Annotated in this window: 20 protein-coding genes and 5 tRNA genes; 4 read left to right on the forward strand and 21 right to left on the reverse strand. The window is 37.8% G+C overall.

What is annotated here, in order from left to right:
- Positions 1–302: 302 nt before the first annotated feature.
- From H4J39_RS17470 to H4J39_RS17555, 18 genes are all read right to left on the reverse strand, one after another.
- Positions 303–392, reverse strand: a tRNA-Ser gene (locus H4J39_RS17470).
- Positions 393–560: 168 nt separating this feature from the next.
- Positions 561–1,604 (reverse strand): quinolinate synthase NadA, encoded by a 1,044-nt coding sequence (gene nadA / locus H4J39_RS17475; protein WP_182229622.1) that lies wholly within the window; start codon positions 1,602–1,604, stop codon positions 561–563.
- Positions 1,605–2,211: 607 nt separating this feature from the next.
- A tRNA-Lys gene (locus tag H4J39_RS17480) sits at positions 2,212–2,287 on the reverse strand.
- A gap of 164 nt (positions 2,288–2,451) precedes the next feature.
- Positions 2,452–2,527 (reverse strand) — tRNA-Lys (locus H4J39_RS17485).
- A gap of 78 nt (positions 2,528–2,605) precedes the next feature.
- Positions 2,606–2,681, reverse strand: a tRNA-Lys gene (locus H4J39_RS17490).
- Between the two features lie 80 nt (positions 2,682–2,761).
- Positions 2,762–2,837, reverse strand: a tRNA-Lys gene (locus tag H4J39_RS17495).
- A gap of 162 nt (positions 2,838–2,999) precedes the next feature.
- Positions 3,000–3,812, reverse strand: coding sequence for a tol-pal system protein YbgF (ybgF, locus tag H4J39_RS17500; protein ID WP_182229623.1), 813 nt, complete (start codon positions 3,810–3,812; stop codon positions 3,000–3,002).
- 12 nt (positions 3,813–3,824) lie between these two features.
- Positions 3,825–4,373 carry a peptidoglycan-associated lipoprotein Pal gene (pal, locus tag H4J39_RS17505; RefSeq protein WP_182229624.1) on the reverse strand — a complete coding sequence of 183 codons (549 nt, stop codon included), beginning with the start codon at positions 4,371–4,373 and terminating at the stop codon, positions 3,825–3,827.
- A 53-nt stretch (positions 4,374–4,426) separates the two neighbouring features.
- Positions 4,427–5,773 carry a Tol-Pal system beta propeller repeat protein TolB gene (tolB, locus tag H4J39_RS17510; protein WP_182229625.1) on the reverse strand — a complete coding sequence of 449 codons (1,347 nt, stop codon included), beginning with the start codon at positions 5,771–5,773 and terminating at the stop codon, positions 4,427–4,429.
- A gap of 55 nt (positions 5,774–5,828) precedes the next feature.
- The gene (gene tolA, locus H4J39_RS17515) at positions 5,829–6,725 is read right to left on the reverse strand and encodes a cell envelope integrity protein TolA (RefSeq protein ID WP_182229626.1); all 897 of its coding nucleotides are present in this window, start codon (positions 6,723–6,725) and stop codon (positions 5,829–5,831) included.
- A gap of 3 nt (positions 6,726–6,728) precedes the next feature.
- Positions 6,729–7,154 carry a protein TolR gene (gene tolR / locus H4J39_RS17520; protein ID WP_182229627.1) on the reverse strand — a complete coding sequence of 142 codons (426 nt, stop codon included), beginning with the start codon at positions 7,152–7,154 and terminating at the stop codon, positions 6,729–6,731.
- 15 nt (positions 7,155–7,169) lie between these two features.
- Positions 7,170–7,853 (reverse strand): protein TolQ, encoded by a 684-nt coding sequence (gene tolQ, locus H4J39_RS17525; RefSeq protein ID WP_182229628.1) that lies wholly within the window; start codon positions 7,851–7,853, stop codon positions 7,170–7,172.
- Complete coding sequence (gene ybgC / locus H4J39_RS17530) at positions 7,843–8,319, reverse strand: tol-pal system-associated acyl-CoA thioesterase (protein ID WP_310649772.1); 477 nt, start codon at positions 8,317–8,319, stop codon at positions 7,843–7,845. The genes tolQ and ybgC overlap by 11 nt, the downstream gene beginning before the upstream one ends.
- Before the next feature lie 437 nt (positions 8,320–8,756).
- Complete coding sequence (gene ruvB / locus H4J39_RS17535; protein WP_182229629.1) at positions 8,757–9,773, reverse strand: Holliday junction branch migration DNA helicase RuvB; 1,017 nt, start codon at positions 9,771–9,773, stop codon at positions 8,757–8,759.
- Positions 9,774–9,896: 123 nt separating this feature from the next.
- Positions 9,897–10,520: a Holliday junction branch migration protein RuvA gene (ruvA, locus tag H4J39_RS17540; protein WP_182229630.1), complete on the reverse strand. Its 624-nt coding sequence runs from the start codon at positions 10,518–10,520 to the stop codon at positions 9,897–9,899.
- Between the two features lie 76 nt (positions 10,521–10,596).
- Complete coding sequence (gene ruvC, locus H4J39_RS17545; protein ID WP_182229631.1) at positions 10,597–11,133, reverse strand: crossover junction endodeoxyribonuclease RuvC; 537 nt, start codon at positions 11,131–11,133, stop codon at positions 10,597–10,599.
- A 239-nt stretch (positions 11,134–11,372) separates the two neighbouring features.
- Positions 11,373–13,172 (reverse strand): aspartate--tRNA ligase, encoded by a 1,800-nt coding sequence (aspS, locus tag H4J39_RS17550; RefSeq protein WP_182229632.1) that lies wholly within the window; start codon positions 13,170–13,172, stop codon positions 11,373–11,375.
- Positions 13,173–13,358: 186 nt separating this feature from the next.
- Positions 13,359–16,205 (reverse strand): transporter substrate-binding domain-containing protein, encoded by a 2,847-nt coding sequence (locus H4J39_RS17555; protein WP_182229633.1) that lies wholly within the window; start codon positions 16,203–16,205, stop codon positions 13,359–13,361.
- Positions 16,206–16,385: 180 nt separating this feature from the next.
- On the opposite strand from H4J39_RS17555, the gene cmoA reads away from it, so the two are divergent.
- Together cmoA and cmoB are read left to right on the forward strand one after the other, a co-directional pair.
- Positions 16,386–17,120, forward strand: a complete 735-nt coding sequence (cmoA, locus tag H4J39_RS17560; RefSeq protein ID WP_182229634.1) for a carboxy-S-adenosyl-L-methionine synthase CmoA — start codon at positions 16,386–16,388, stop codon at positions 17,118–17,120.
- 8 nt (positions 17,121–17,128) lie between these two features.
- Entirely contained in the window at positions 17,129–18,091 is a 963-nt protein-coding gene (gene cmoB / locus H4J39_RS17565) for a tRNA 5-methoxyuridine(34)/uridine 5-oxyacetic acid(34) synthase CmoB (protein WP_182229635.1), read from the forward strand.
- Between the two features lie 31 nt (positions 18,092–18,122).
- On the opposite strand, the gene H4J39_RS17570 is transcribed toward cmoB, so the two are convergent.
- Positions 18,123–18,860 (reverse strand): ABC transporter substrate-binding protein, encoded by a 738-nt coding sequence (locus tag H4J39_RS17570; protein WP_182229636.1) that lies wholly within the window; start codon positions 18,858–18,860, stop codon positions 18,123–18,125.
- A 196-nt stretch (positions 18,861–19,056) separates the two neighbouring features.
- Between H4J39_RS17570 and H4J39_RS17575 the strand changes: the two genes are divergently transcribed.
- Complete coding sequence (locus H4J39_RS17575) at positions 19,057–20,397, forward strand: anti-phage deoxyguanosine triphosphatase (RefSeq protein ID WP_182229637.1); 1,341 nt, start codon at positions 19,057–19,059, stop codon at positions 20,395–20,397.
- Positions 20,398–20,491: 94 nt separating this feature from the next.
- On the opposite strand, the gene H4J39_RS17580 is transcribed toward H4J39_RS17575, so the two are convergent.
- Positions 20,492–20,866 carry a VOC family protein gene (locus tag H4J39_RS17580; protein WP_182229638.1) on the reverse strand — a complete coding sequence of 125 codons (375 nt, stop codon included), beginning with the start codon at positions 20,864–20,866 and terminating at the stop codon, positions 20,492–20,494.
- A gap of 1 nt (position 20,867) precedes the next feature.
- The gene (locus H4J39_RS17585; protein ID WP_182229639.1) at positions 20,868–22,709 is read right to left on the reverse strand and encodes a protein kinase domain-containing protein; all 1,842 of its coding nucleotides are present in this window, start codon (positions 22,707–22,709) and stop codon (positions 20,868–20,870) included.
- Positions 22,710–22,862: 153 nt separating this feature from the next.
- On the opposite strand from H4J39_RS17585, the gene H4J39_RS17590 reads away from it, so the two are divergent.
- Positions 22,863–23,612: a hypothetical protein gene (locus H4J39_RS17590; protein WP_182229640.1), complete on the forward strand. Its 750-nt coding sequence runs from the start codon at positions 22,863–22,865 to the stop codon at positions 23,610–23,612.
- Positions 23,613–23,663: the final 51 nt, after the last annotated feature.

Raw genomic sequence — 23,663 nt, forward strand, 5'->3', positions numbered from 1 at the left:
AACTATATATATTAATCTCAAACCTAATGTTATTCAGTGGTCGCAGTAAATATAATTAGGTGACTGTATTAGATGATAATGAGTGGCAATTCTGATGCAATTATATGGCACAACTAATATAATTGTGCACATCACCTGCAACCTTAAATAAAATTATGGGGTTTTAATAAAAGATCAGGTTCGATTAATTTCATATGAGGTATATTTTTATCGTAATGAGAGTGTTTTACGGTATTCTTGACGGCTCAGAAAGTAGCAGATATAAAAAAGCCCCTGAAAAACAGAGGCTTATCTATGAAATGTGGCGGTGAGCGAGAGATTCGAACTCTCGAAAGGGATAAACCTTTACACGCTTTCCAGGCGTGCGCCTTCAGCCACTCGGCCAGCTCACCAATTTTGTTAATCAACACGCTAACATATTCTTATTAAGTCTTTAAACTTACACAAAATGCCACGAGCTGAAGTTGCGCTATGTTAGGTAAATTTAATTGCCAGCACAACTTAATTTTAATATAAAACGATCAACTGGTTACTTTATCGGCAAAAAATCTACTTGCGCGTTATTTTTCAGCTAAAGCTGCGTTAAACGTTAACATCCGATCTAGTGATTTTAAGGCACCCTCACGAAGTTTCATATCAACAAACACTTCTTTACCTAAAGGATTAATTAATGCATCTTCAATCTCTTTAAGACCATTCATCGCCATCCAAGGACAATGAGCACAACTTTTACACGTTGCTCCCTCACCTGCGGTTGGCGCTTCGAAAAATTCTTTACCAGGACAAAGCTGTTGCATTTTATAAAATATGCCACGGTCTGTTGCTACAATAAATTTCATATTTGGCATGTCTTGTGCGGCTTTAATTAACTGGCTGGTTGAACCAACAGCATCAGCAAGATCAATAATCTCTGCAGGAGACTCTGGATGCACCAATATAGCCGCATCTGGATGCAAAGCCTTCATATCCTTTAACGCTTTACTTTTAAACTCGTCATGAACGATACAAGCGCCCTGCCACATTAACATATCAGCACTCGTTTGCTTTTGAATGTATGCGCCTAAATGTCGGTCAGGTCCCCAAAGAATTTTTTCACCTTGTTCATCAAGATGTTCAATAATTTCTAAAGCACAAGAAGAAGTGACGATCCAGTCTGCTCTTGCTTTTACGGCTGTAGAAGTATTTGCATAAACAACAACAGTACGGTCGGGGTTTTCATCACAAAAAGCAGAGAACTCTTCGATAGGACAGCCTAAATCTAAAGAACAGGTTGCTTCGAGCGTTGGCATAACCACTGTTTTTTCTGGCGTTAGTACTTTTGCGGTTTCACCCATAAAACGAACACCAGCAATAATTAGCGTCGTTGCAGGGTGATTGTTGCCAAAGCGCGCCATTTCTAAAGAGTCGGCAACACAGCCACCTGTTTCTTCAGCTAACGCCTGAATTTCAGGGTCGGTATAGTAATGAGCAATAAGTACCGCATTTTTTTCTTTTAGTAAAAGTTTAATGCGATCTTTATATTGGCTTCGTTCATCGACTGAAAGTGGTGCTGGTTTGGCAGGAAATTGAAAATCAAATTCTACGGCTAAATTGCTTTGCGACATTATTTATCTCTGTTGATCTCTTTTAAAAACACAGCAATTATACGGTATAGATGAAAAGATGTGTATAAGACTTTTTGATATTAGATAGTAAAAACAGCGATAAAAAAGAAATAAAATTAAAGATGCTAGCTACGACAGCGTTTATTAAGATGAGTGCTTACTCAGATGTTGTCTATGGATAAGCATTTAAACTTTAGATGATGAGAATACAATTATTTAAGTAATACGCAGTGGTAAAGAGTATGAACCTTCGAGATAAACGGCTTAACGGTTAAAAGCCTACGCTTTAATATGAACTGACTATTGAAATATTTAAGAAGTGGTCGGCCGTGAAGAATATGAACCTTCGAGATAAACGGCATAACGGTTAAAAGCCTACGCTTTAATATGAACTGACTATTGAAATATTTAAGAAGTGGTCGGTCTGAAGGATTTGAACCTTCGAGATAAACGGCTTAACGGTTAAAAGCCTACGCTTTAATATGAACTGACTATTGAAATATTTAAGAAGTGGTCGGCCGTGAAGAATATGAACCTTCGAGATAAACGGCTTAACGGTTAAAAGCTTTGGCTTTAATATGAACTGACTATTGAAATATTTAAGAAGTGGTCGGCCGTGAAGGATTTGAACCTTCGACAAATTGGTTAAAAGCCAACTGCTCTACCAACTGAGCTAACGGCCGACATATAGATTTTAATGTTGATGTTGGTCATCAACGAATGCACAGTTAAATTGCATTATACTTGTAATAAAAAAATGGTTGATCACAAAAGATATAAAGCTTCAAGATAAGAGGTTGAAAGCCTTTGCTTTATTATGATTGTACTATTTGAATATTATAAGAAGTGGTCGGCCGTGAAGGATTTGAACCTTCGACAAATTGGTTAAAAGCCAACTGCTCTACCAACTGAGCTAACGGCCGACATATAGATTTTATGTTGATGTTCGTCATCAACGAATGCACAATTAAATTGCATTATACTTGTAATGAGAAAGAAAGTGGTCGGCCGTGAAGGATTTGAACCTTCGACAAATTGGTTAAAAGCCAACTGCTCTACCAACTGAGCTAACGGCCGCCATAATTTCTTTTTTCGAAATAAATTTCGATTCTTACAAGGTACTTCTTTTTCTTTATAAAGCATACATTATAAAGAAGTGGTCGGCCGTGAAGGATTTGAACCTTCGACAAATTGGTTAAAAGCCAACTGCTCTACCAACTGAGCTAACGGCCGACATAAGTGCTAATTCACACTGCGTTGCAGTAGTGCCTCAACGCGACGCATATAATACTCATTAATTTTTTTAGTGCAACCATAAATTCAACTTATTTCTTAATAACTGACTGTTTGCATAAAAAGAAAGCAGTTCGTGTAACTTGTCGTCGCTTTTATAGGTTATAAATTTTCTAACCTAGGTTTTGCGAGTTGTGCAGCACTTGAATCAGGGTATTGAGTGATTATTTTTTGATACCAAATTTTCGCTGCTGCGCTGTTATTTAGCTTTTGTTCAACCATTGCTAACTTTAACATTGCGTCACTTCGCTTATTTGAATCGATATATTGTTCAACCACTAAATTAAATTCATTCTTTGCTTGTAGATATTCAGTTTTATTAAATAATAACTGCCCCAACCAATAATGTGCATTAGGTGCGTAGCTAGAATTTGGATAATTTTGGTTAAACGCTTGAAATTCAGGTATGGCTTTGTCGTATTGCTTATCTTTTAAGACTAAATTTACAGCACGATCATAAGCTTGATTTTCAGTTAAATTAGTTGAGTAATTTATAGAAGCGTCTGAAGTTGATGTTGCAGGGGCTGTAATCGCCGCAGGAACGTTATTTTCAGGTTTTAATGCTTCGGTTACCCTGCGGTCAAGTTCTTGGTACAGCTCTCGCTGTCGATTCAAAACTTGGCTTAATTGATGGGTATGTAGCTCGGTAACACCACGTAGTTCATTCACTTCATTTTGAAGTTCATCAAGTTGGCGCTGTACATTAACTTGGGCGCGATTACGGGCATCAAGTTTACGTTCAAGGTTAGTTAACTGTTCGGCAATAGTTTGTGGTAGCGCTGAGGCATATTGCGAAGGGTTATTTTTATTTGAACCAGACTTGGTTATATCGATAACGGGAGCAGATTCTGCCGCTACTACCGCAAAGGTAGTAACAGCAAAGGACATCCCGAATAAAACTTTATTCAGTTTCATTTATATCCCTGATTAGTAAACTAATACCGCACGGCGGTTTTTAGCGAATGCATTTTCACTACGGTCTTTAATCATTGGCTTTTCTTCACCATAGCTAACAACACTTAACTGCATAGATGAAACACCCATATTTTCTAAGTAAGTCACTACTGCTTTAGCACGACGCTCACCTAAGGCAATGTTGTATTCAGGTGTGCCACGTTCATCGGCATGACCTTCAACAAGCACCTTAGTGTTTGCGCTATTGTTTAAAAATTTAGCATGTGCGTCTAGAATAGCCGAGAAATCGCGACTGACTGTAGAGGTATCAAAATCAAAATAAACAATGTGCTCTGCACGAAGTTTTTCTAATTCTTGACGTTGCTGTTCTTCAATTTCAGCAGCACGTTGTACGGCACTTACTTGAACATCAGCAGCAGTAGTATTATCAGTTACTGAAGATTCTTGAGCATTAGTAGCGACGTTGCTTTGTTCATCAGTTTCTGAATTTGAACTACAAGCAGATAAAGCCAATATTGGCAAAACAATCGCAAGAGCTTTCACAGTTTTATTCAAACGCATTATATTTGTCCTTATTATTCTAAAGTTATGTTTTAAATTAATGTTTAATTTTTTTATAAAAATGGTGACCAAGCAGGTGCTTTTACTTCACCATCAACCGCGGGTAAACGCGCTTTAAATCGTCCATCTACAGAAACTAAACTAAGCACTTGCCTATTATTGTGTAATGTACTGTAGATTATCATGCCACCATTAGGAGCAATGCTCGGTGACTCATCTAAACGTGTTTTGGTCAGCACTTGAAAAATCCCTGACGTTAACTCCTGTTTAGCTAAATGATAATTCCCTCGCGTTCTATTCACCATAATTAACTGGCGACCGTCTGGTGTAATTGAACCGCCAAGGTTCATTTCACCATCAAATGTTAGTCGTTTTACCCGACCATCGACTAAATTTACGCGATAAAGCTGAGGTTTACCACCCCGTTCTGAACTAAATACCAAGGATTTTCCATCAGGGCTCCAACTTGGCTCTGCATCAATGGCACGGTGACGTGTGATCCGACGCAATTTTCTAGTTGCAATTTCCATTATATAGAGTTCTGAGTTGCCATCTTTTGATAACATCATCGCGATTTTTTTGCCGTCGGGTGACCAACGTGGCGCACTATTTATACCTTTAGAGTCACTGATCATCGTGCGCTTACCAGTGTAGATATCTATAATATATATTTTTTGTTGGTTATTCTCAAATGTTGAATACGCTAATTGATTACCACTTGGGTGCCATGATGGCGACATTAAAGGTTCTTTAGAGCTTAATAAAACATGTTCATTAACACCATCATAATCAGCCATAACCAGTTGAAAAGGAAACTCCCCTTTATCTCGAACAATAACGTAAGCAATTTTTGTTAGGAATGCGCCTTTACTTCCTGTTAATTTTTCATAAATAACATTACTGATATGATGCCCGTAACGACGAAATTGGTTTGTACTAATTTCGAATGCACCTTCGGCATAGACATGGTCAGAGGTTTTCACCAATTCTCCATTACTTAGCATTTGCGATTGCCCACCCGTGATCTGTCCACGAATAACATCAACAAGTTGGTAACTAATCTTGTAACGACCAATACCTATTTGACTTATCTTCCCAACAACTACTGCTTCTACACCCTCATTTGCCCATGCGGAATAGTCAACCTCTTGATCTGAAAAAGGGGTTTGAGGGAAACGCTCACTTTTTATAGGGTTAAATTTACCACTACGTAATAAGTCTTCACTAATGATGCTCGAAATATTTTCAGGAAGTGGCTCTGCACCTGTCCACTTAAAGGGCAGGACAGCAATGGGTCTGGCACTATCAATACCCTCGGTGATCACAATTTCAAGCGTTGCAAATGCACTATTTGAAATCAGTACGATAAAGAAAATGAATGCTACTTTAAATTTATTCATATATTTACTATTTTCTCAGTCATGGATTATTTTTATTAAATATAAGCCGTTACGATTAAAATTCAGGTACTACAGTTAGACTAATCGTACGCATCTTGTTAAATACTTCTGGGTCTTTCGAAACAGGTAATGTCCCTGCTTTATAAATAGCTGTTTTTGAAGCACTACAAACTACCTTATCCCCCTTGCCTATCACAACATTTGTCACAAAACCTGATGGTGCAAGACTTATAGTTAATTTACAAGACTTACCTTCCATAGTACTGCGATCCGTCATTAAATTTCCTTGAATAGTTTGACGTATTAAGGCAGTAAATCGACCAACTTCTGTCATCGTTTGTTGATGACGTGCTTGTTGTCTAACGGCCATTTCTTCCGCCATTTGTTGCTCTATCATCTTTTGTTGTTGTGCTCGCTCTTTAGCTTCTTGTTCTTTACGCTTGCGATCTGCCGCTTTTTTCTTACGTAAGTCTTCAGCTTTTTTTGCCGCTATCTCTTCTTTCAAGCGTTTAGCTTTTGCGTCGGCCGCTGCTTTCTCAGCAACTTTTTGTTCTTCTTCTTTTTTCTTGCGTATTTTTTCTGCTGCATTGGCTTTAGTAAGTGCTTGTTTTGCAGCCGAGTCAGCAGCCTTTTTCTCTAGCTCTTTTTTCTTTCTTTGGCGTTCTAGGGCTTTAATGCGTTTCTCTTCTTTAGCACGTTTGTTCTTCGCTGCAGCAACTTGCTGTTCCATTTCTTTTAAACGTTTTGCATCATCAATTTTTTTCTTTTTAATTTTATTAACTTGCGCTTCAACTTTACTTCTATCGACAAGAGTCGCCTGAATAGTCTGTATCTGAACAGCTTTTGGGGGTGTTTTAGGATGACTGTCAAAATCGCCCATCAATAATACTGCGGCTAAAACAACATGCAGTAAAAAGCTAAGCGATAAGGCTATTGCAAATTTTCGACTCATTGATTATTTATCTCCAGGGTCTGTCATTAAACCAACAGAAGGTACACCGGCTTTTTGTTGTAACAACACCATCAATTGAATTACTGCGTCATAAGAAACAGCTCCGTCGCCATTTACAACCACAGGAGTATTTGGTTCAACTTTTAAATGCGCAGCAACCAGTGTTGCGACTTGTTCGGCTGACATTGGCTCATTTTTGCTGGTACCTACCGCTAAATAGTAATTACCGTCTGCATCAACGGAGGCGACTAATGGTGGTTTTGAATCTTTGTCTAGCGCTTCTGCATCTGCTTTAGGTAAATCAACTTTCACCCCCTGGGTGACAAGCGGTGCGGTAACCATGAAAATAATCAACAATACCAACATCACATCAATATAAGGAACCACATTAATTTCAGAAACTTTACGGCGTCTTACTCTTTTATACATAAGATATTACTCCGTTTATGCTTGATGTTCACTTGCACTTTGACGTTGCAAAATACTGGAAAATTCTTCCATAAAGTTACCATAACCATTTTCTAGTTTTTCTACATGATGACTAAATCGGTTAAAAGCAATGACCGCAGGTATGGCAGCAAATAGGCCCATGGCGGTTGCAATTAGTGCTTCTGCAATACCAGGAGCAACCATGGCTAATGTTGCCTGCTCTACAGCACCTAATGCAATGAACGAATTCATAATGCCCCAAACTGTGCCAAACAGGCCGATGTACGGGCTAATAGACCCAACCGTTGCCATAAAGGGTAAATGAGTTTCAAGGTGATCCACTTCACGTGAAAGCGCAACTCGCATTGCTCGGTGTGTGCCATCAACAATTGCTTGTGGTGAATCAAGATTACTCTTTCTCAAGCGTGCAAACTCTTTAAAACCTGAAACAAATAAACTTTCAATACCTGTTACGGCCCCCTTTGAAGAGACTTCATTATAGAGTTTGCTTAAATCAGCACCACTCCAAAACTTATCCTCAAAGATTTTCATTTGTGCTTGTGCCTCATTAAGAACTTTTCGGCGTTGAAAGATCATCGCCCAACAAGAAATTGAAAAGCCTAATAAAATAAGCATGACGGTTTTAACTAATAGACTGGCTTGAAGGAATAAATCAAAAATTGAAATTTCAGCTGACACGTTTTAACGCTCCTAATATTTTTTCAGGGATGGCACAGGGTTTAGAAAGTTGTAAGTTAACACAAGCAATTCGCACAACAACAGAACAAATAAGCTTGTTATTTTCATCGCTAATTTGTTGAGTAAAAACAAGACTCGCACGTTTAAATTCGCTGATCCATGATGTTACAATAAGTAAATCATCGAGTTTAGCTGATGCAGTATTGTCCATTTCAACTCTTCTGACCACTAAACCAATGTTTTGTTCTAAAAAAAACGATTGGTTAGCATTTAATTCTCTTAACCACTCAGTTCGAGCACGTTCACAGAATTTCAAATAGTTAGTATGGTAAACAATACCGCCAGCATCAGTATCTTCATAATATATTCTTACAGGATAGTCGTATTTAATATTTGGCATGACTTTAATAATATCAATAGCTCGTCGCTTCGAAATTTTAATTTTATCGTTAGAAATTAAATTCAAGGCATTTAATCATTATTTTCTCTATATTAATGATAATCGCTTCCTACGACAAGCGTTGAGTAGTAAACGGATGTAACATTTTTTATGAAATATAGTTTTAAAGGGCAAACGGCTTATTTGCGTTCATTAATGAAAGGAGTATTTGATAATAATAGCATTAGTTTTTCTAATGTAACTTATCAATTTTTTTAGCTTGTTAAAATAGAACAGTTACTCTAAAATTCATTTGTTCTTTGAGCTAACGCAATAATTATTCAAGTTTATCTTAACTGATGTAACGGGGTAGTTGATAGCCAAACAACTTGAACAGATTTTTATCTTTTCTCTCTGACATGTTTATTGGAACCCTATTTCCTCCTATCAACTTAATTTATAAGTTGGCCCACATATTTGTTGTGGGCTTTTTTTTGCCTAAAATTTAGTGCCTAACGAATAAACTAACTTTTGTCATTGACGGGTTTTTCTAAACCAAAATGCTGGTAAGCTCGTTCGGTGGCAATTCGCCCTCGTGGTGTTCTCTGTAAAAAACCTTGCTGAATAAGATAAGGTTCAATAACATCTTCAATCGTTTCGCGCTCTTCACCAATTGCGGCTGCAACGTTGTCAAGTCCAACGGGGCCACCCATAAATTTATCAATAATAGCTTGCAGTAGTTTACGGTCCATTAAGTCAAAACCTTGATCGTCTACTTCTAACATATTGAGTGCTTTAGCTGCGGTTGACTGGCTAACAATTCCTTGAGTTTTTACATCAGCGTAGTCACGAACTCGCCGTAATAATCGATTAGCTATTCTGGGTGTACCCCGTGAACGTTTAGCAACTTCAAAGGCCCCTTCTGCATCGATAGATAAATTGAGAAAGTGCGCTGAACGTTTAACAATTTCAGTTAAATCTTTGGTGTTATAAAATTCAAGTCGTTGCACGATGCCAAAACGGTCTCTCAATGGCGACGTTAATGCCCCAGCACGTGTTGTTGCACCTATTAATGTAAACGCCGGCAAGTCTAATTTGATGGAACGAGCAGCAGGCCCTTCACCAATCATAATATCAAGTTGATAATCTTCCATTGCGGGATACAATATTTCTTCAACAACAGGACTTAACCGATGAATTTCGTCAATAAAAAGTACATCATTTTCTTCTAGGTTAGTGAGTAATGCGGCTAAATCACCCGCTTTTTCTAATACTGGGCCTGACGTTGTGCGGATATTCACACCCATTTCATTGGCAACAATATTAGCAAGTGTCGTTTTACCTAAACCAGGAGGGCCAAAAATAAGTAAGTGATCAAGCGGTTCGTCTCGTCTCTTTGCTGCTTCAATGAAAATTTCCATTTGAATTTTTACATGATCTTGACCGGTATAATCAGCTAATAACTTAGGACGAATAGCGCGATCTATGACTTCTTCTTCTGGCTGTGCTGCAGGTTCTATAAGGCGATCAGCTTCTATCATTATTTTCTCTTGTATCTTCTATTATTTAGGTACAGCCAAATAAAAATGGGGAGTACAGCGTCAGTACTTCAGCTGTATTATTTAGGTTTTAGCTATAGCTACATTTTATACATTTAGTTTATATTAAAGCATTGATTTGAGTGCGTCACGAATAAGATTTTCACTCGTTGATTCAGCTTTAAATATTGCCTTTATCGCCTTATCCGCTTGTTGCTGACTGTAACCTAAAGAAACTAAAGCGTTAATCGCATCACCTTTAGCATTGGTCACAAAGGTATTTTCATGATGAAGTTCAATCGGCAAAGTACCGGATGCTAATGGTGATGACGTTTGAGTAACCTGCCAATCTTTTAAACGGTCACGCATTTCAATGAGTAAACGCTCTGCTGTTTTTTTACCGACACCTGGAATTTTCACAATACTGGTCAAGTCATCATGGGCAACACAACTCACGAATTGGTCAGCAGACATACTAGAAAGTATCGCTAATCCCAATTTAGGACCCACGCCATTAACTTTAATAACTAGCCTAAATAATCTACGCTCAATTTTATTAGCAAAACCATATAATAATTGCGCATCTTCGCGCACCACAAAATGTGTGTAAATAATGGCTTGTTCATTTAATTCAGGTAATGCGTAGATACTCGTCATTGGCATAGTAACTTCATAACCAATGCCACCACATTCAATTAAGACTTCTGGGGCTAATTTTTCTAATAACGTTCCGCGTAAACGACCAATCACAGCTAAAACCTTCAATTTAATAAGCGTTTCGCAACCATACCACTATATATTTATACAGTAAAGTGGCTTGCGTGGTTTATCGTAAACGCCCTCTTACAATTTTACTGACCTGCCCTGCCATTTTCGAGAGGGTGTCGTGACTATGGGCATGACAAAGTGCAATAGCGAGTGCATCAGCAGCATCGGCTTGTGGCATAGCGGGCAGTTTTAAAATAGATTTTACCATATGTTGCACTTGGCTTTTATCCGCAGCGCCCGTTCCAACAACAGACTGCTTTATTTGTCTTGCTGAATACTCAGCGACGGGTAGACCTTTATTCGTTGCTGCAACAATTGCGGCTCCTCGCGCTTGGCCAAGCTTAAGTGCTCCACCCGGGTTGACTCCCATAAAAACTTGCTCTATGGCAAAGAGTTCAGGTGAAAATTGCACGATTAACTCAGAAACGCCTGCAAAAATAGTTTGTAAGCGCAAACTAAAGTCGTCTTCTTCTTTGTTGCCCGCATACGCTTTGATGCAGCCACTGCCCAAATATGAAATTTTACGACCTTCTTTTTTAATAACACCGTAACCGGTAATGCGTGAGCCGGGATCGATACCTAGAATTATGGTCAAATTGGGTTCTCTTGTTTAATTATATTTTAACGAAAGCTGAAGTAACTTCACAATAATATCGAGATTATGCGTTGTAGCTGGTTAAATGGCAATATCGTCGTTACTTGTGACAATGTTCATCATCAAACAGTCACCGAGTTAGTGAAATCAATTCAGCATGACAACAAGATACCCTGCATAAATCCTGACCATAAAAAAAGCAGCTAATTAGCTGCTTTTTATCAAACGCTATTTATAGACTATTCAGCTGAAGGTTCTTCTTTCTTTTCTGCTTTTGGCAGACAAGCAATACCGAGTTCAACTAACTGTGCAGGATTTGCCTTACCTGGCGCATTGGTTAATGGACAAGCCGCCGTCGTTGTTTTTGGAAAGGCCATAACATCACGAATTGATGAAGCACCGGTCATTAGCATGACTAAACGGTCTAAACCAAACGCTAAACCTGCATGTGGTGGAGCACCATACTGGAGTGCTTCAAGTAAGAAACCAAATTTCTCTTGCGCCTCTTCATCACTGATACCTAAAATTCTAAATACAGCAGCTTGCATATCTTGGTTATGAATACGTACCGAGCCACCGCCTAATTCACAGCCATTTAAAACCATATCATAAGCATCAGAAAGTGCGCCTACAGGATTCGCTTCTAATGCATCAGCAGTTAAGTTGATTGGCGCTGTAAACGGATGATGAATCGCATGCATGCCTCCATCAGCTTCTTCAAACATTGGGAAGTCAACAACCCACAGTGGTTTCCAATCACCTTCTAACAAGGCTAAATCTTCACCAAGTTTAAGGCGTAACGCGCCAAGTGACTCAGTAACTACATTGTAGTTATCTGCGCCAAAGAAGATAATATCGCCTGTTTTCGCATTAGTACGTGTTAATAAAGCTTTGACTGCGTCTTCATTTAAGAACTTTAAGACCGGCGATTGTATGCCTTCTATTCCAGTACTTAACGCGGCATCTACATCGTTAATTTTCATCCATGGCATACCTTTAGCGCCATAAATACCAACATACTTGGTCAATTCGTCAAGACCTTTGCGTGAAAACTTTGCAGCGCCACCCGGTACACAAATTACCGATACACGGCCTTTTTCGTCATTCGCCGGACCAGAGAAGACTTTAAATTCTACGTCTTTTACAATATCAGCAATATCCACTAACTCTAATGGATTACGCAAATCTGGCTTATCCGAGCCAAAACGTGTCATCGCCTCTAAATAAGTCATGCGCGGGAAAGTGCCTAAATCAACATTCATTAAGTCTTTAAACAACTTAACAATCATTGTTTCTGCTACGGTCATCACTTGCTCGCTGCTCATGAATGACGTTTCAATATCTATTTGAGTAAATTCAGGTTGGCGGTCAGCACGTAAATCTTCATCACGGAAACATTTAACGATTTGATAATAGCGTTCCATACCAGACATCATTAACAATTGTTTAAATAACTGAGGAGACTGAGGTAAAGCAAAGAATTGACCTTTGTGCGTACGACTTGGCACTAAGTAGTCACGTGCGCCTTCGGGTGTTGCCGCTGTTAAAATAGGTGTTTCAATATCTAAGAAACCTTGACCTTCTAATGACGTGCGAACCGCTGAAGTTACTTTTGCGCGAAAACGCATGCGCTCTGTCATTTCAGGACGGCGTAAATCTAAATAGCGGTATTTTAAACGCTGTTCTTCTGAATTATTTTGGTTTGAGTCAAGCGGTAATGGCGCAGATTTATTTAAAATAGTAAGTTCTAAACCTAAAATTTCAATGCCGCCTGTTTTCATATCTTTATTGATTTGACCTTCAGGACGAGCACGCACTTTACCTTTAATTTGAACACAAAACTCATTACGTAAAGTATTCGCTTTAGCAATAACTTCAGGTAAATCTGGATCATAAACGACTTGAACCATACCTTCACGATCACGTAGATCTAAAAAGATCACCGCACCTAAGTCTCGACGACGGTTAACCCAACCGCATAAAGTAATTTCTTTGCCAATGTGAGATTCGTTCACATCGCCACAATAAAGATCGCGCATGTCTGTTGTCCTGATAATACTAACTCGTCCATGCAAGTATTAGCATGGCAATTCATTAGGATGGAAAATTGCCGACATTATAAAGGAATATGCCGACAAGAAAAGGTTTTAGAGAAATAGTGTGGGTAAAATATGCTAAAAATAACATTACTTGCCAAGAACAGCTTAATTCACGGGTGTGTCAATTTATTTAATGTCCTTGGCCTCTGTGTTAAAAACATAATGATTTTTACCATTTGCTTTCACTCGATACATTAATGTATCGGCAATTTTAAGGAGGTCATTATCGGTAACACCGTCATCTGGATACATGGCAATACCAATACTACAGCCGATATTTACCCGCTCAGCTGACAATTGAAAAGGTTGTTGCATAAGTTTTAATACTTTATCTCCAACATAAGCGGCTTCATTTTTATTATGCAAGCCGGTAAGTAATAAAACGAATTCATCCCCGCCAAAGCGAACAACCGTATCAGATTGTCTAACACAGCTTTTAAATTTATCTGCCACTTGCACTAACAATTCGTCGCCAACATCATGACCATGGGTATCATTGATCGTTTTAAAACCGTCAAGATCGATAAACAAAACGGCTATTTGTAATTGCTGACGTTGATGAAAGCTAATCGCGGTATTAATTCTATCTTTTAACAGTACTCGGTTAGCTAAGCCGGTTAATTCGTCATGAGTTGCCATATGCTTCATTTTTTCTTCAAGCTGCTTACGCGTATTTATTTCGCGGTATAAGCGTCTATTCCAAATAATAATAGCCACAATGATGATGAGGATCAGTACGCCTATTTGAGCGGATACTCGCATAACAATATCTTTATCAAACCCCGTTTCAATATTGACACCAAACCAACGGTCATAAATTTTTTGTTTTTCATTTTCAGAAATAGTCAGTAATGTTTTATTGATGATCTGTTGTAATTCTTCCCAATCAGGCCTGATTGCAAAGTGACTGCTGTCTCTTTCGAGTTCTTCTAATACTGATATATCTAAAACACTTAAGCTTTCTCGTTTCATTAACTCTGACGCAGAAGCTATATTCGAAATAAAGCCATCAACTTTACCTTGTTGTACCGCAAATAACCCTTCCTTGTGGGTATCAACGAGTTTTAGCGATATTTGAGGATGATATTTTAGAATGCTAGACGAGAGATAATAGCCTTTAATTACCGCTAATCGTTTTCCATAAAAGCTTTTGAGATCTAAATTAGAGCCTAGTTGACGTTGATGAAGAATAACCCACGGCATACTCCAGTACGGTTGCGTAAATATAACCTGCTTCTTACGTTCTTGTGTAACAGAAACGCTCGCCAGCATATCAATTTGTTGGTCAATGAGCCCTTGGTATAACTCATTCCAGCTATTAAAAAAGGTGAATTCGAACGATAACCCAGAACGATCAGATATCAGCTTCATTACATCAGGGTTTATACCACTGACTTCACCATTTGCATTAATAAATTCCATTGGCATCCAGCTTTTAACTAAACCAACATTTATTTTTTTATGGTTATCGAGCCATAATTTTTCAGAGGTCGACAAACTCACTTTTTCCGCAGAACGAACAAAATAGCCATTGTTCTTATGAATGAGCCAATTCCGTTCTAGTGAAATAAGTTGTTCGATGGGGATATTGTCAAAACCTTCTTTAATAAGCTCAACAAGTTTATCGTTACCTTTTTTTACTAAAGAAAAAACGGGGGTTGGAAAGTTAACATTTTTTAATTGATAGAATGATGACTGTAAATTACTTTGTATTAAACGTGCATTCAGGTACTCCTGTGCGCTAACCATCACATCAATATTCCCTAACTCAGCCTCATTAAGTAATTCGTTAGCCGTCTGATAAACTTGTACATTTATGTTAGGAAACAGATTAACGAGCGTGCTTTTATAGGTAGTACCCGCTAGCACACCTACTTTTTTTCCCTCTAAGTCTTTCATTGAATAAACGTTATCAATTCGGGTAGAAACGAAAACACCTGCATCAACACCGTATATTTGTGAGGCAACTTGTAATTTATTATCAAAATTATCAGCAGAATAACCAATATGAATGTCGACATCGCCGTCTTTTAACATCGCTAATTCTTGAGAAGGTGATTGAGCAATAAACTCAATTTCAATACCACTTTCTTTTGCCCATAAACGCCATAAATCAATAAATAACCCCTGAGGTTGACCTGTGGGAGAAACGGCCATATAAGGTGGCGCTTGTGTTAAAAAGCTTAATAATAGGGTGTTATTTTTCTTATCTCGTCCTAACCATTTTTTTTCTATCGTCGACTTTTCTGCTGCGGTAATTTTGTCAAATCCTTGCACAATAAAGTCTTTCAGCAACTTGTTTTTTAATGATGTGGCGGCTACATACTCACCTTGATAAAAACGAATTCTTTTGTAAGGTGGGTATTGTTTATTTAATTCAAAATATCTGGTAAAAAATTTAGAGGGTTTCTCGAGCCCCGTATAAACCATTATTTCGTTATCTAATGCAGCTTTATATAAGGCATGTCGATTAGCATATAAACGCAACTTAAGGTTTGGGTAGTTTTCTAAAATAAATGACGCATGACTTGATCCCCGAACAGACCCGATGATATACGGCGATAGTTGGCTAATTTTAGTTAAGTTTGTAAAGTCTCTGTGGGTATAAAAATAAAAATCCTGAGAGAAAAAGGAGGGTGTGAGCGAAAATACTTTACTGCGGGCTGCAGTCTTAGTCATACCACCGTGTATATCAATTTCACCTGATTTAACGCGTGATAGAGTCGATAGCCAATCGGTAGCAACAAATTCAATTTCTCTGCCTTGACGCTCGGCCCATAGTCTCCAAAGATCAGGCATTATGCCATCGGCTACCCCTTGTTCATTAAGAAACATATAAGGATATGTTGTTTTATTTATCGCTATTGTTAGTGATTTCTTAGACGTTTCAATAGGTTCATTCTCTGCTTCTACTTTTAACGTAAAAAAAATAACTAATAAAATTAAACAACGGAAGAAGTAATCGAGCTGCAACAGCAATTCCTTAAAGAATAAATTAACGAAAAATAACAACAATTATAGACCTTATTCACCTAAAATTGCAGCGTAACTTTTAGCTTTAACGACTAAACGTATGCAATACTACCCCATGACAATAAATTTAAGTTAAAATAACGCAAAATTGATATTTAACACCAATACAAGTTCAACGTAATGAAACCATCAGAGCCCGATTTAATTTTTTCAAAAAAACAAAGCCAGATTAAAGACTTTACTTTTGACGCACATGTTGTTGAAGTTTTTCCTGATATGATTTCCCGCTCTGTGCCGGGTTACAATACCATTATTGATACCATTGGTCGTTTGAGTCAGCGTTTTGTTACAGACGATAGTAATATTTATGATTTGGGTTGCTCGCTCGGCGCTGCAACCATAGCCATGCGAAAAGCTATCACCGCAAAAAACTGTAAAATTATAGGTGTTGATAATTCTTCGGCGATGGTGGAGCGCTGTAAAATGCACGTTAATGCATTCAAAGGTGATACCCCCGTAGAAATAATTGAAAGTAACATTTTAGATGTTGTGATTGAAAACGCTTCTATGGTGGTGCTTAATTTCACCTTACAGTTTATTGAACCTGAAATACGCGCTTCATTAATAAATAAAATAGCCCTTGGCTTAAAACCGGGTGGTTTATTACTATTATCAGAAAAAATCTCAGCAGATGATGAGATATGTAATGAACTGCTTGTCGATTTGCACCTCGATTTTAAACGCGCCAACGGCTACAGTGAGTTAGAAATAGCCCAAAAGCGTACTGCCATTGAGAAAGTTATGCTTATTGATAGCTTGCCTGAACACATTGAACGCTTGAAAAATGCAGGTTTGAGCCATCAAACGCCTTGGTTTCAATGTTTTAACTTCTTTTCACTCATCGCTATTAAGTAACTTTATTCATGTCATTCAATAAATTCTATCAAGAAATCGCCCAAAACCGCCTAAACCATTGGTTAAATACGCTACCCGCGCAACTAACTCAATGGAAAAAAGAACATTTACACGGCGAATTTGCCCAATGGCAAAAAACATTAGCAGCGTTACCGAAAACAACACCGTCAGTTATTAATATCAGTGATGGGGTTAGTGTGGGTAAAAAAGAGGATATTAGTGAGGGAGAATATAAACGTTTAGAAAACTTATTGAAAAAATTCAAACCTTGGCGAAAAGGCCCTTATCATATTCATGGTTTGCACATAGACACCGAATGGCGCTCAGACTTCAAATGGGATCGTCTAAAAGAGCATATTAGTCCGTTAAAAAATAAATACGTGTTAGATATTGGCTGCGGTAGTGGCTATCACTTGTGGCGTATGCGCGGCGAAGGCGCTAAATTTGTGGTGGGCATCGATCCCACACAGTTATTTTTCACTCAGTTCAATGCGATTCAGCACTTTGTTAATGACTCTAAAGTAAATTTACTGCCATTAGGTGTAGAGCAGCTGCCTGAACTTCACGCTTTTGACACAGTGTTTGCAATGGGTGTTTTATATCATCGCCGCTCTCCTATCGACTTTATCTATCAATTAAAAGCACAGCTAGTAAAAGGCGGAGAATTAGTATTAGAAACGTTAGTGGTTGATGGCGACGAGAATACCGTTTTAGTGCCTGGTGAGCGATACGCTAAAATGCGTAATGTCTGGTTTTTACCCAGTTGTGATGCAATGTGCGCGTGGCTTTCACGTTGCGGATTTAAAAATATACGTGTCGTTAATACGGATATTACCGCTCTTGATGAACAGCGAAAAACTGACTGGATAGACACTGAATCACTGGCCGATTTTCTTGACCCAAACGATAGCAGTAAAACAATAGAAGGTTACCCAGCACCCAAACGGGCTATTTTTATTGCCAATAGTTAATTTACTATAGTAATAATTATTACCCTAAAGATCATTGCTGAGTAAGGTATTTGTCAAGAATAAATTGGTAAGTACCCTGTTCTTTAATTGTTTTAATACCTTTATCGAACAAATCTCTATTTTGCTCTAACTTAAAAGCAGCGGAATACTGACGTTCATTAAAAATATAATGAACGTTATAAGGTTGAGAATAACGTCCTGAACGATGCGTTTTCATAAAATATTTAAAAATATTAATATCAAGAATAATAACTTCTGTACGCCGTAAAAATAGCATATCTATTTGTTTCAATTGTTCAGCAATTTCCCTGTAATTTATCGAGTAGCTGATCACTTTATTAAAATCGTCACCTAGGTATTTTTTTGCATTTTGAAAAGCAATAATACTTTTACCCGCTAATGATTTTACATTATCAATTTCAAAATTATTATCAAGTAAACTAACCGCAACATTTTGATAAGTAATATAAGGCTTAGAAACAAATAAACTAGGATGTTTATAACTAGGTAGCACTGTTACAATACCATCCGAATTCAGTCGATGAAAACTCATTGTTGTTCGCCCAAAAGGCACATGAATAAAATGAACGTTTTTATTCACTGTAGCGAAAGTATCACGAAAAATATCTAATTCAATACCTTCACCATTCTCTTCAATGATAAAAGGCGGCTTAGGTAAACCAGCCATGATTTCTAATGTGTATTTATCAATAGCTCTATTATCAACTTCAGCAAAAATAGGGTGACTAAACAAGACTATTGACATCATCAAAATAACTTTAAAAAAACAAACCATCAAAACAAATAAATCCTTTAAAGATAAACGCTTGCATTCGCAAATAGGAAATGTGTACAGTGTATAATCATAATTGATAAACTGTATTACCTGATCCTATATATTAATTATTAGCATAATAACTTGGTATGTATAGTTAATCTAAAGGTTAAATTGAAAAAGGGTGTTTATGAACGAGATTTGGGCAGAGCGAAAACAAGCCAGTGTTGCAAAACGTCAACATGATCACCGCAGTTCTTATCAACGAGATCGTGCACGAATACTTCATTCAGCGGCTTTTAGGCGTTTACAGTCAAAAACCCAAGTGATGGGCAGTGGACAAAGTGACTTCTACCGTACTCGATTGACACATTCTTTAGAAGCGGCACAAATTGGCTCTGGAATTAGTGCTCAATTAAGGAATAAGCATACAAAATTATCTGCTGAACTTTTCCCTGCTGACGAAACATTAATTGAATCTATATGCTTGGCTCACGATATTGGCCATCCACCTTTCGGTCATGGTGGAGAGATTGCTCTTAATTATATGATGCGAGATCATGGTGGTTTTGAAGGCAACGGGCAAACATTTCGTATCGTTTCACACTTAGAGCCCTTTAGTGAATTTTATGGAATGAATTTGTCTCGTCGCACACTATTAGGGTTAATAAAATATCCACAAACATTAACAAACTTAACAACATTACCTTTACCACTTGCGCCTCAAACGTTTAGACAATTAAAAGCTTCTGACTGGCATCCAGCGAAGGGATTATATAGCGATGATGCTGAAATGTTTGCGTGGGTTCTATCACCTTTATCTGCTAATGACCGTGCGCTTTTTCAATCAATCAAAAGCATCGATAGTAGCCATGATAAAACAATATTTAAATCACTCGATTGCTCTATTATGGAGCTCGCTGACGATATAGCTTATGGCATTCATGATTTAGAAGACGCGATTGTAACAGGTGTTGTGGGCCAACAAGATTTTGAGCGAGAAGTCATCGCTAAACTCGAAAAAATTGATGAACCTTGGATACAAGATTATTGTAAAAACTTAACCGTTATGCTTTTTAATGAACAACATTATATTCAAAAAGAAGCGATTGGCGGCTTAGTTAATTATTTAATAACTGAAATTTATTTAAGTGATTTAAATGAAAGCTGCGACCTAAACTTTGCTGAACCACTGCTACGATACAATGCAAAGCTACCAGAAAATGCCGCAAAAGCCCTGCAAATATTCAAAGATTTTGTCTTTGCATTTGTTATTAAACAAACGAGTATTCAGCAACTCGAATATCGGGGGCAACAAATAGTGATGGAATTATTTGAAGCGCTGGCGAGCGATCCGACACGTTTATTACCTAAACATGCAACACAGCGTTGGCTTTATGCAAAGGAGCATAACTTAAACGAATATCGGGTTATCGCTGATTATGTTTCAGGGATGACTGATGACTATGCAACTCACCTTTACCAACGTTTATTCTTACCCAGCGGTGCATTTCCACTAAGTGAGCGCTAACACTAAAAATTTAATGAAGCGAAGCGACCACTTAACGTTGTTATATTAAACGTATCAAATAACCAAAAAAATTAACAATCTGTAGCGGCAGATATCAACCTTTTTGATAAAGTGAACAAACAGCGCCAGCGGGATCTTTAACAACCACATACTTGTCGTTACCCGCTTGTTTTATTTCAGTCACCAGCTCACCTCCAAGCTTAGTAACATGGGCAATAGATTCATGCAGGTCTTTAACTAAAAAATAAGGTAACCACGCAGCAGGCATATCAGCATTTTCCCCTTTAGCATGACAAATACCACTAACAGCTTCACGAGTTTCTGGGCTTTTCATGACATAATCATTATGATCCCCCATTGCAACGTCTTCGGCTTGCCAACCGACAACTTTCTGATAAAAGTCTTTCACTTCAGTGGCATTATCTACCGTTAAATCTAGCCACGCCATTTCACCAATTTTGTTATTCATCTTATTTCTCCGCTGATTCAATCGTTTTAGGATTTCTAGGATAGTACTTTTCAGGTAAAGCGCTAATATGTTCGAAATATCGTGTGTCTTTGTAGGGTAGTTTCATAAACCCTGAAATTCCTTGCCCTTTAATTGTCGGTAATAGGTTAATAATTTCGGCTAAACACTCGGTAAATTCTTCCTTTTTTTGATGATTAAGCAACATTAAATAACTATGAATTTTTAAGTGCGTTGGTAAAACTTCAAAAATAATACAACCGGTATGATGAATTAAATTCAAACGCCCTAATACAGCCATTATCTCATCAGGTAAATATAAGTATTCATCGGGATCTTTGCCGTCTTCGAAATATGAATGTAGACGAGTAATATCGTCAACTTCTGCAATATCACTCACCTCGAAAGCAAACGTTTGTCCCAATTGGGCAATAAAATCATGTTCACTGCTCTGCCTTTCCACATGAAGCGTATTTCTGGCGTTAAATAAACAACTCTTAAACATACCGACACGATGAATACCTTGTGCGAGGTGCACCATATTATTCACTGCACTTTGAAAAGAAGCGTTCAAGCTTGGATCAAATAAAGTTAAATTAGAATCGATATACACACCATCAGCTTGCCAACGTATCGCTAAACCTCCCACCACAGGAAAGCTGCCCAAACGGCCTACTGCTGCAATAAATCCTTTTTCGGTATCGCCCATGCCCATAAGAAAATTTTTATAATATTTTTCAAGTTGCGCATCATCAATCTCATTTAATTCATCACTTTCTGTTGATTCTCTTAAAAATGATTTTCTTGAACCATAAACAACGGTATCAATAATTTTGTCTGTCTTTGACTTTAGCCAAACAGGGATCAGTAGTTCCGTATCTAAAGAGCTATGCTGTTTAGCCATAACCATACGTTTTAAGTAAGGTAACTGCTTGAAAAAGTAATCGCCGGCACTATTACGTGTTTGTTGATTTTCACTGAGCATCCCTTCAATGATTTTTGCCAACAGCTTTGGTAAGCCTAGTGAAAGCGGTGAAATAACCTGATGACCGTACCGGCATGATTGACCTGATGCTATTGCATAGAGTGTTGCGGCTAATCCCTGCTCATCAAAACGTGGTGACGACATAGCGCCACTTATTTGGTCTTGACCAATAAAGTAAACATCGCCCAAGCGCGCATTGGTGTTTTGTAAATCACTGCTCATTAAATCCATAATGCTATTGGCAGTATTTTGTCCTGAAGCATCTAACTGAGCAATAACAGCCGAGCCCCAATCCACTAAGTACACTTTGCCTGTTTTTTCGTTATACACAACATTTGAAGGTTTTATGTCACCGTGCACATAGGGCTTACCTTTTTCATGTTTACTTGGATCACGTAAATATAAAAGGATTTCGGCCAACTGAATGGCAATACTGACAACAAGCTCAGGTGCTAACGGGCCATGCTGATGAGAATACTTCTCTAAGTCAACACCAGGGGCACGTTGCATATGAACAATAGATTGGCGCTTTATTTTGTAATACTTAACAACCTTTGGAATTCGTCTATGCGATAACTCCCCTTGAATTTCAGCTTCTTCTGCTAAGCGGTCTTGGACATGCTGGGGTAAGTTCATTCGTGAAAATTTGAAAACAAACGCATTACCCAAATCATCGTCGCCATTAAAAACAAAACCATAGGCCCCCTTTCCTAATAAAGCGATATTTTGATAGCCAAGTAAACCTAATTGTTGCTGACATAACTCGACCCAGACTTTTAATTTAGTAGAGTCTTTGGTGTTCAATAAGTAAACAGATTGCTCTTCGGCAATATAAAAATGTTGAAGTTTATTTTCGTGCACGTAATTTCCTAGCCAGCCCACTCTACTAAAAAGTATATCGTTAAAGTCACTTGATGTTAACTTAAAGCACTTTTAAAATTTAACCGCTTGAAAGATAATTTTATTGAGGTAATATCTTTAAAAACAATAATAAAGCACGATAAAAGGATTTATATGAATTCACTAAAAGCGCTGGTACTTTTGGCTGTTGGCGCAATACTCGGCTATGGTTTTTCATCGTTGAGCACAGAAAGTTATCAAGATAATTTGACTCATCCTACGGTAATGGCAGTTAAGACATCACCAACCGCAAAGATATCAAAATTAAAAGTCGCTCCGGATGTACTCGATCAAACCGTTGTCGCTACTCAAGTCCAACCACAAGTCACCAATAACCAGACATTAACAACTGTTGAAGATGACGAAATGTTAAATCAGCAGCACCTAGATTTAATCGCTGAGCATCAATTATTAAAAGACAAATATAAAAAATCAAAAAATAAAATTTCATTATTGAAAAATCAATTAAATGAATTTGATGGTAGTGAAGCAACTGACGAAGAAATGCAAGCACTCGCTCCAGAGCCCTTCAAATTTTTCTTGAGTTCATTTCGAGGAAAAACAAGAAATGACATCTATGATTTTCATCAAAAAGAAGACGATGTAGATTGGGGCTATAATATGAAAAATAATATTTCTGACTTTGTATTAACCCACTATAACGGCATGAATGTTGATTTAATATCAGTCACTTGTAAGCAACCTCAATGCGAAATTCTAGTAACTGAAAACCAACAAGCTGCTTGGGACAATATTATCAAAGACTTATCGGTACAAACATGGTGGAAATTCTCATCATTTTCAACGTCAACAAAGTCTAATGAAGATAATGAACTCTCTATCTATGCTTTCTTCACTCAATAAAACGCCTCCTTGATAACCGATACCACCATAAACAAAAAAACCTGCATGAGC

This window comes from Colwellia sp. Bg11-12, assembly GCF_014076955.1.
Classification (GTDB): domain Bacteria; phylum Pseudomonadota; class Gammaproteobacteria; order Enterobacterales; family Alteromonadaceae; genus Colwellia_A.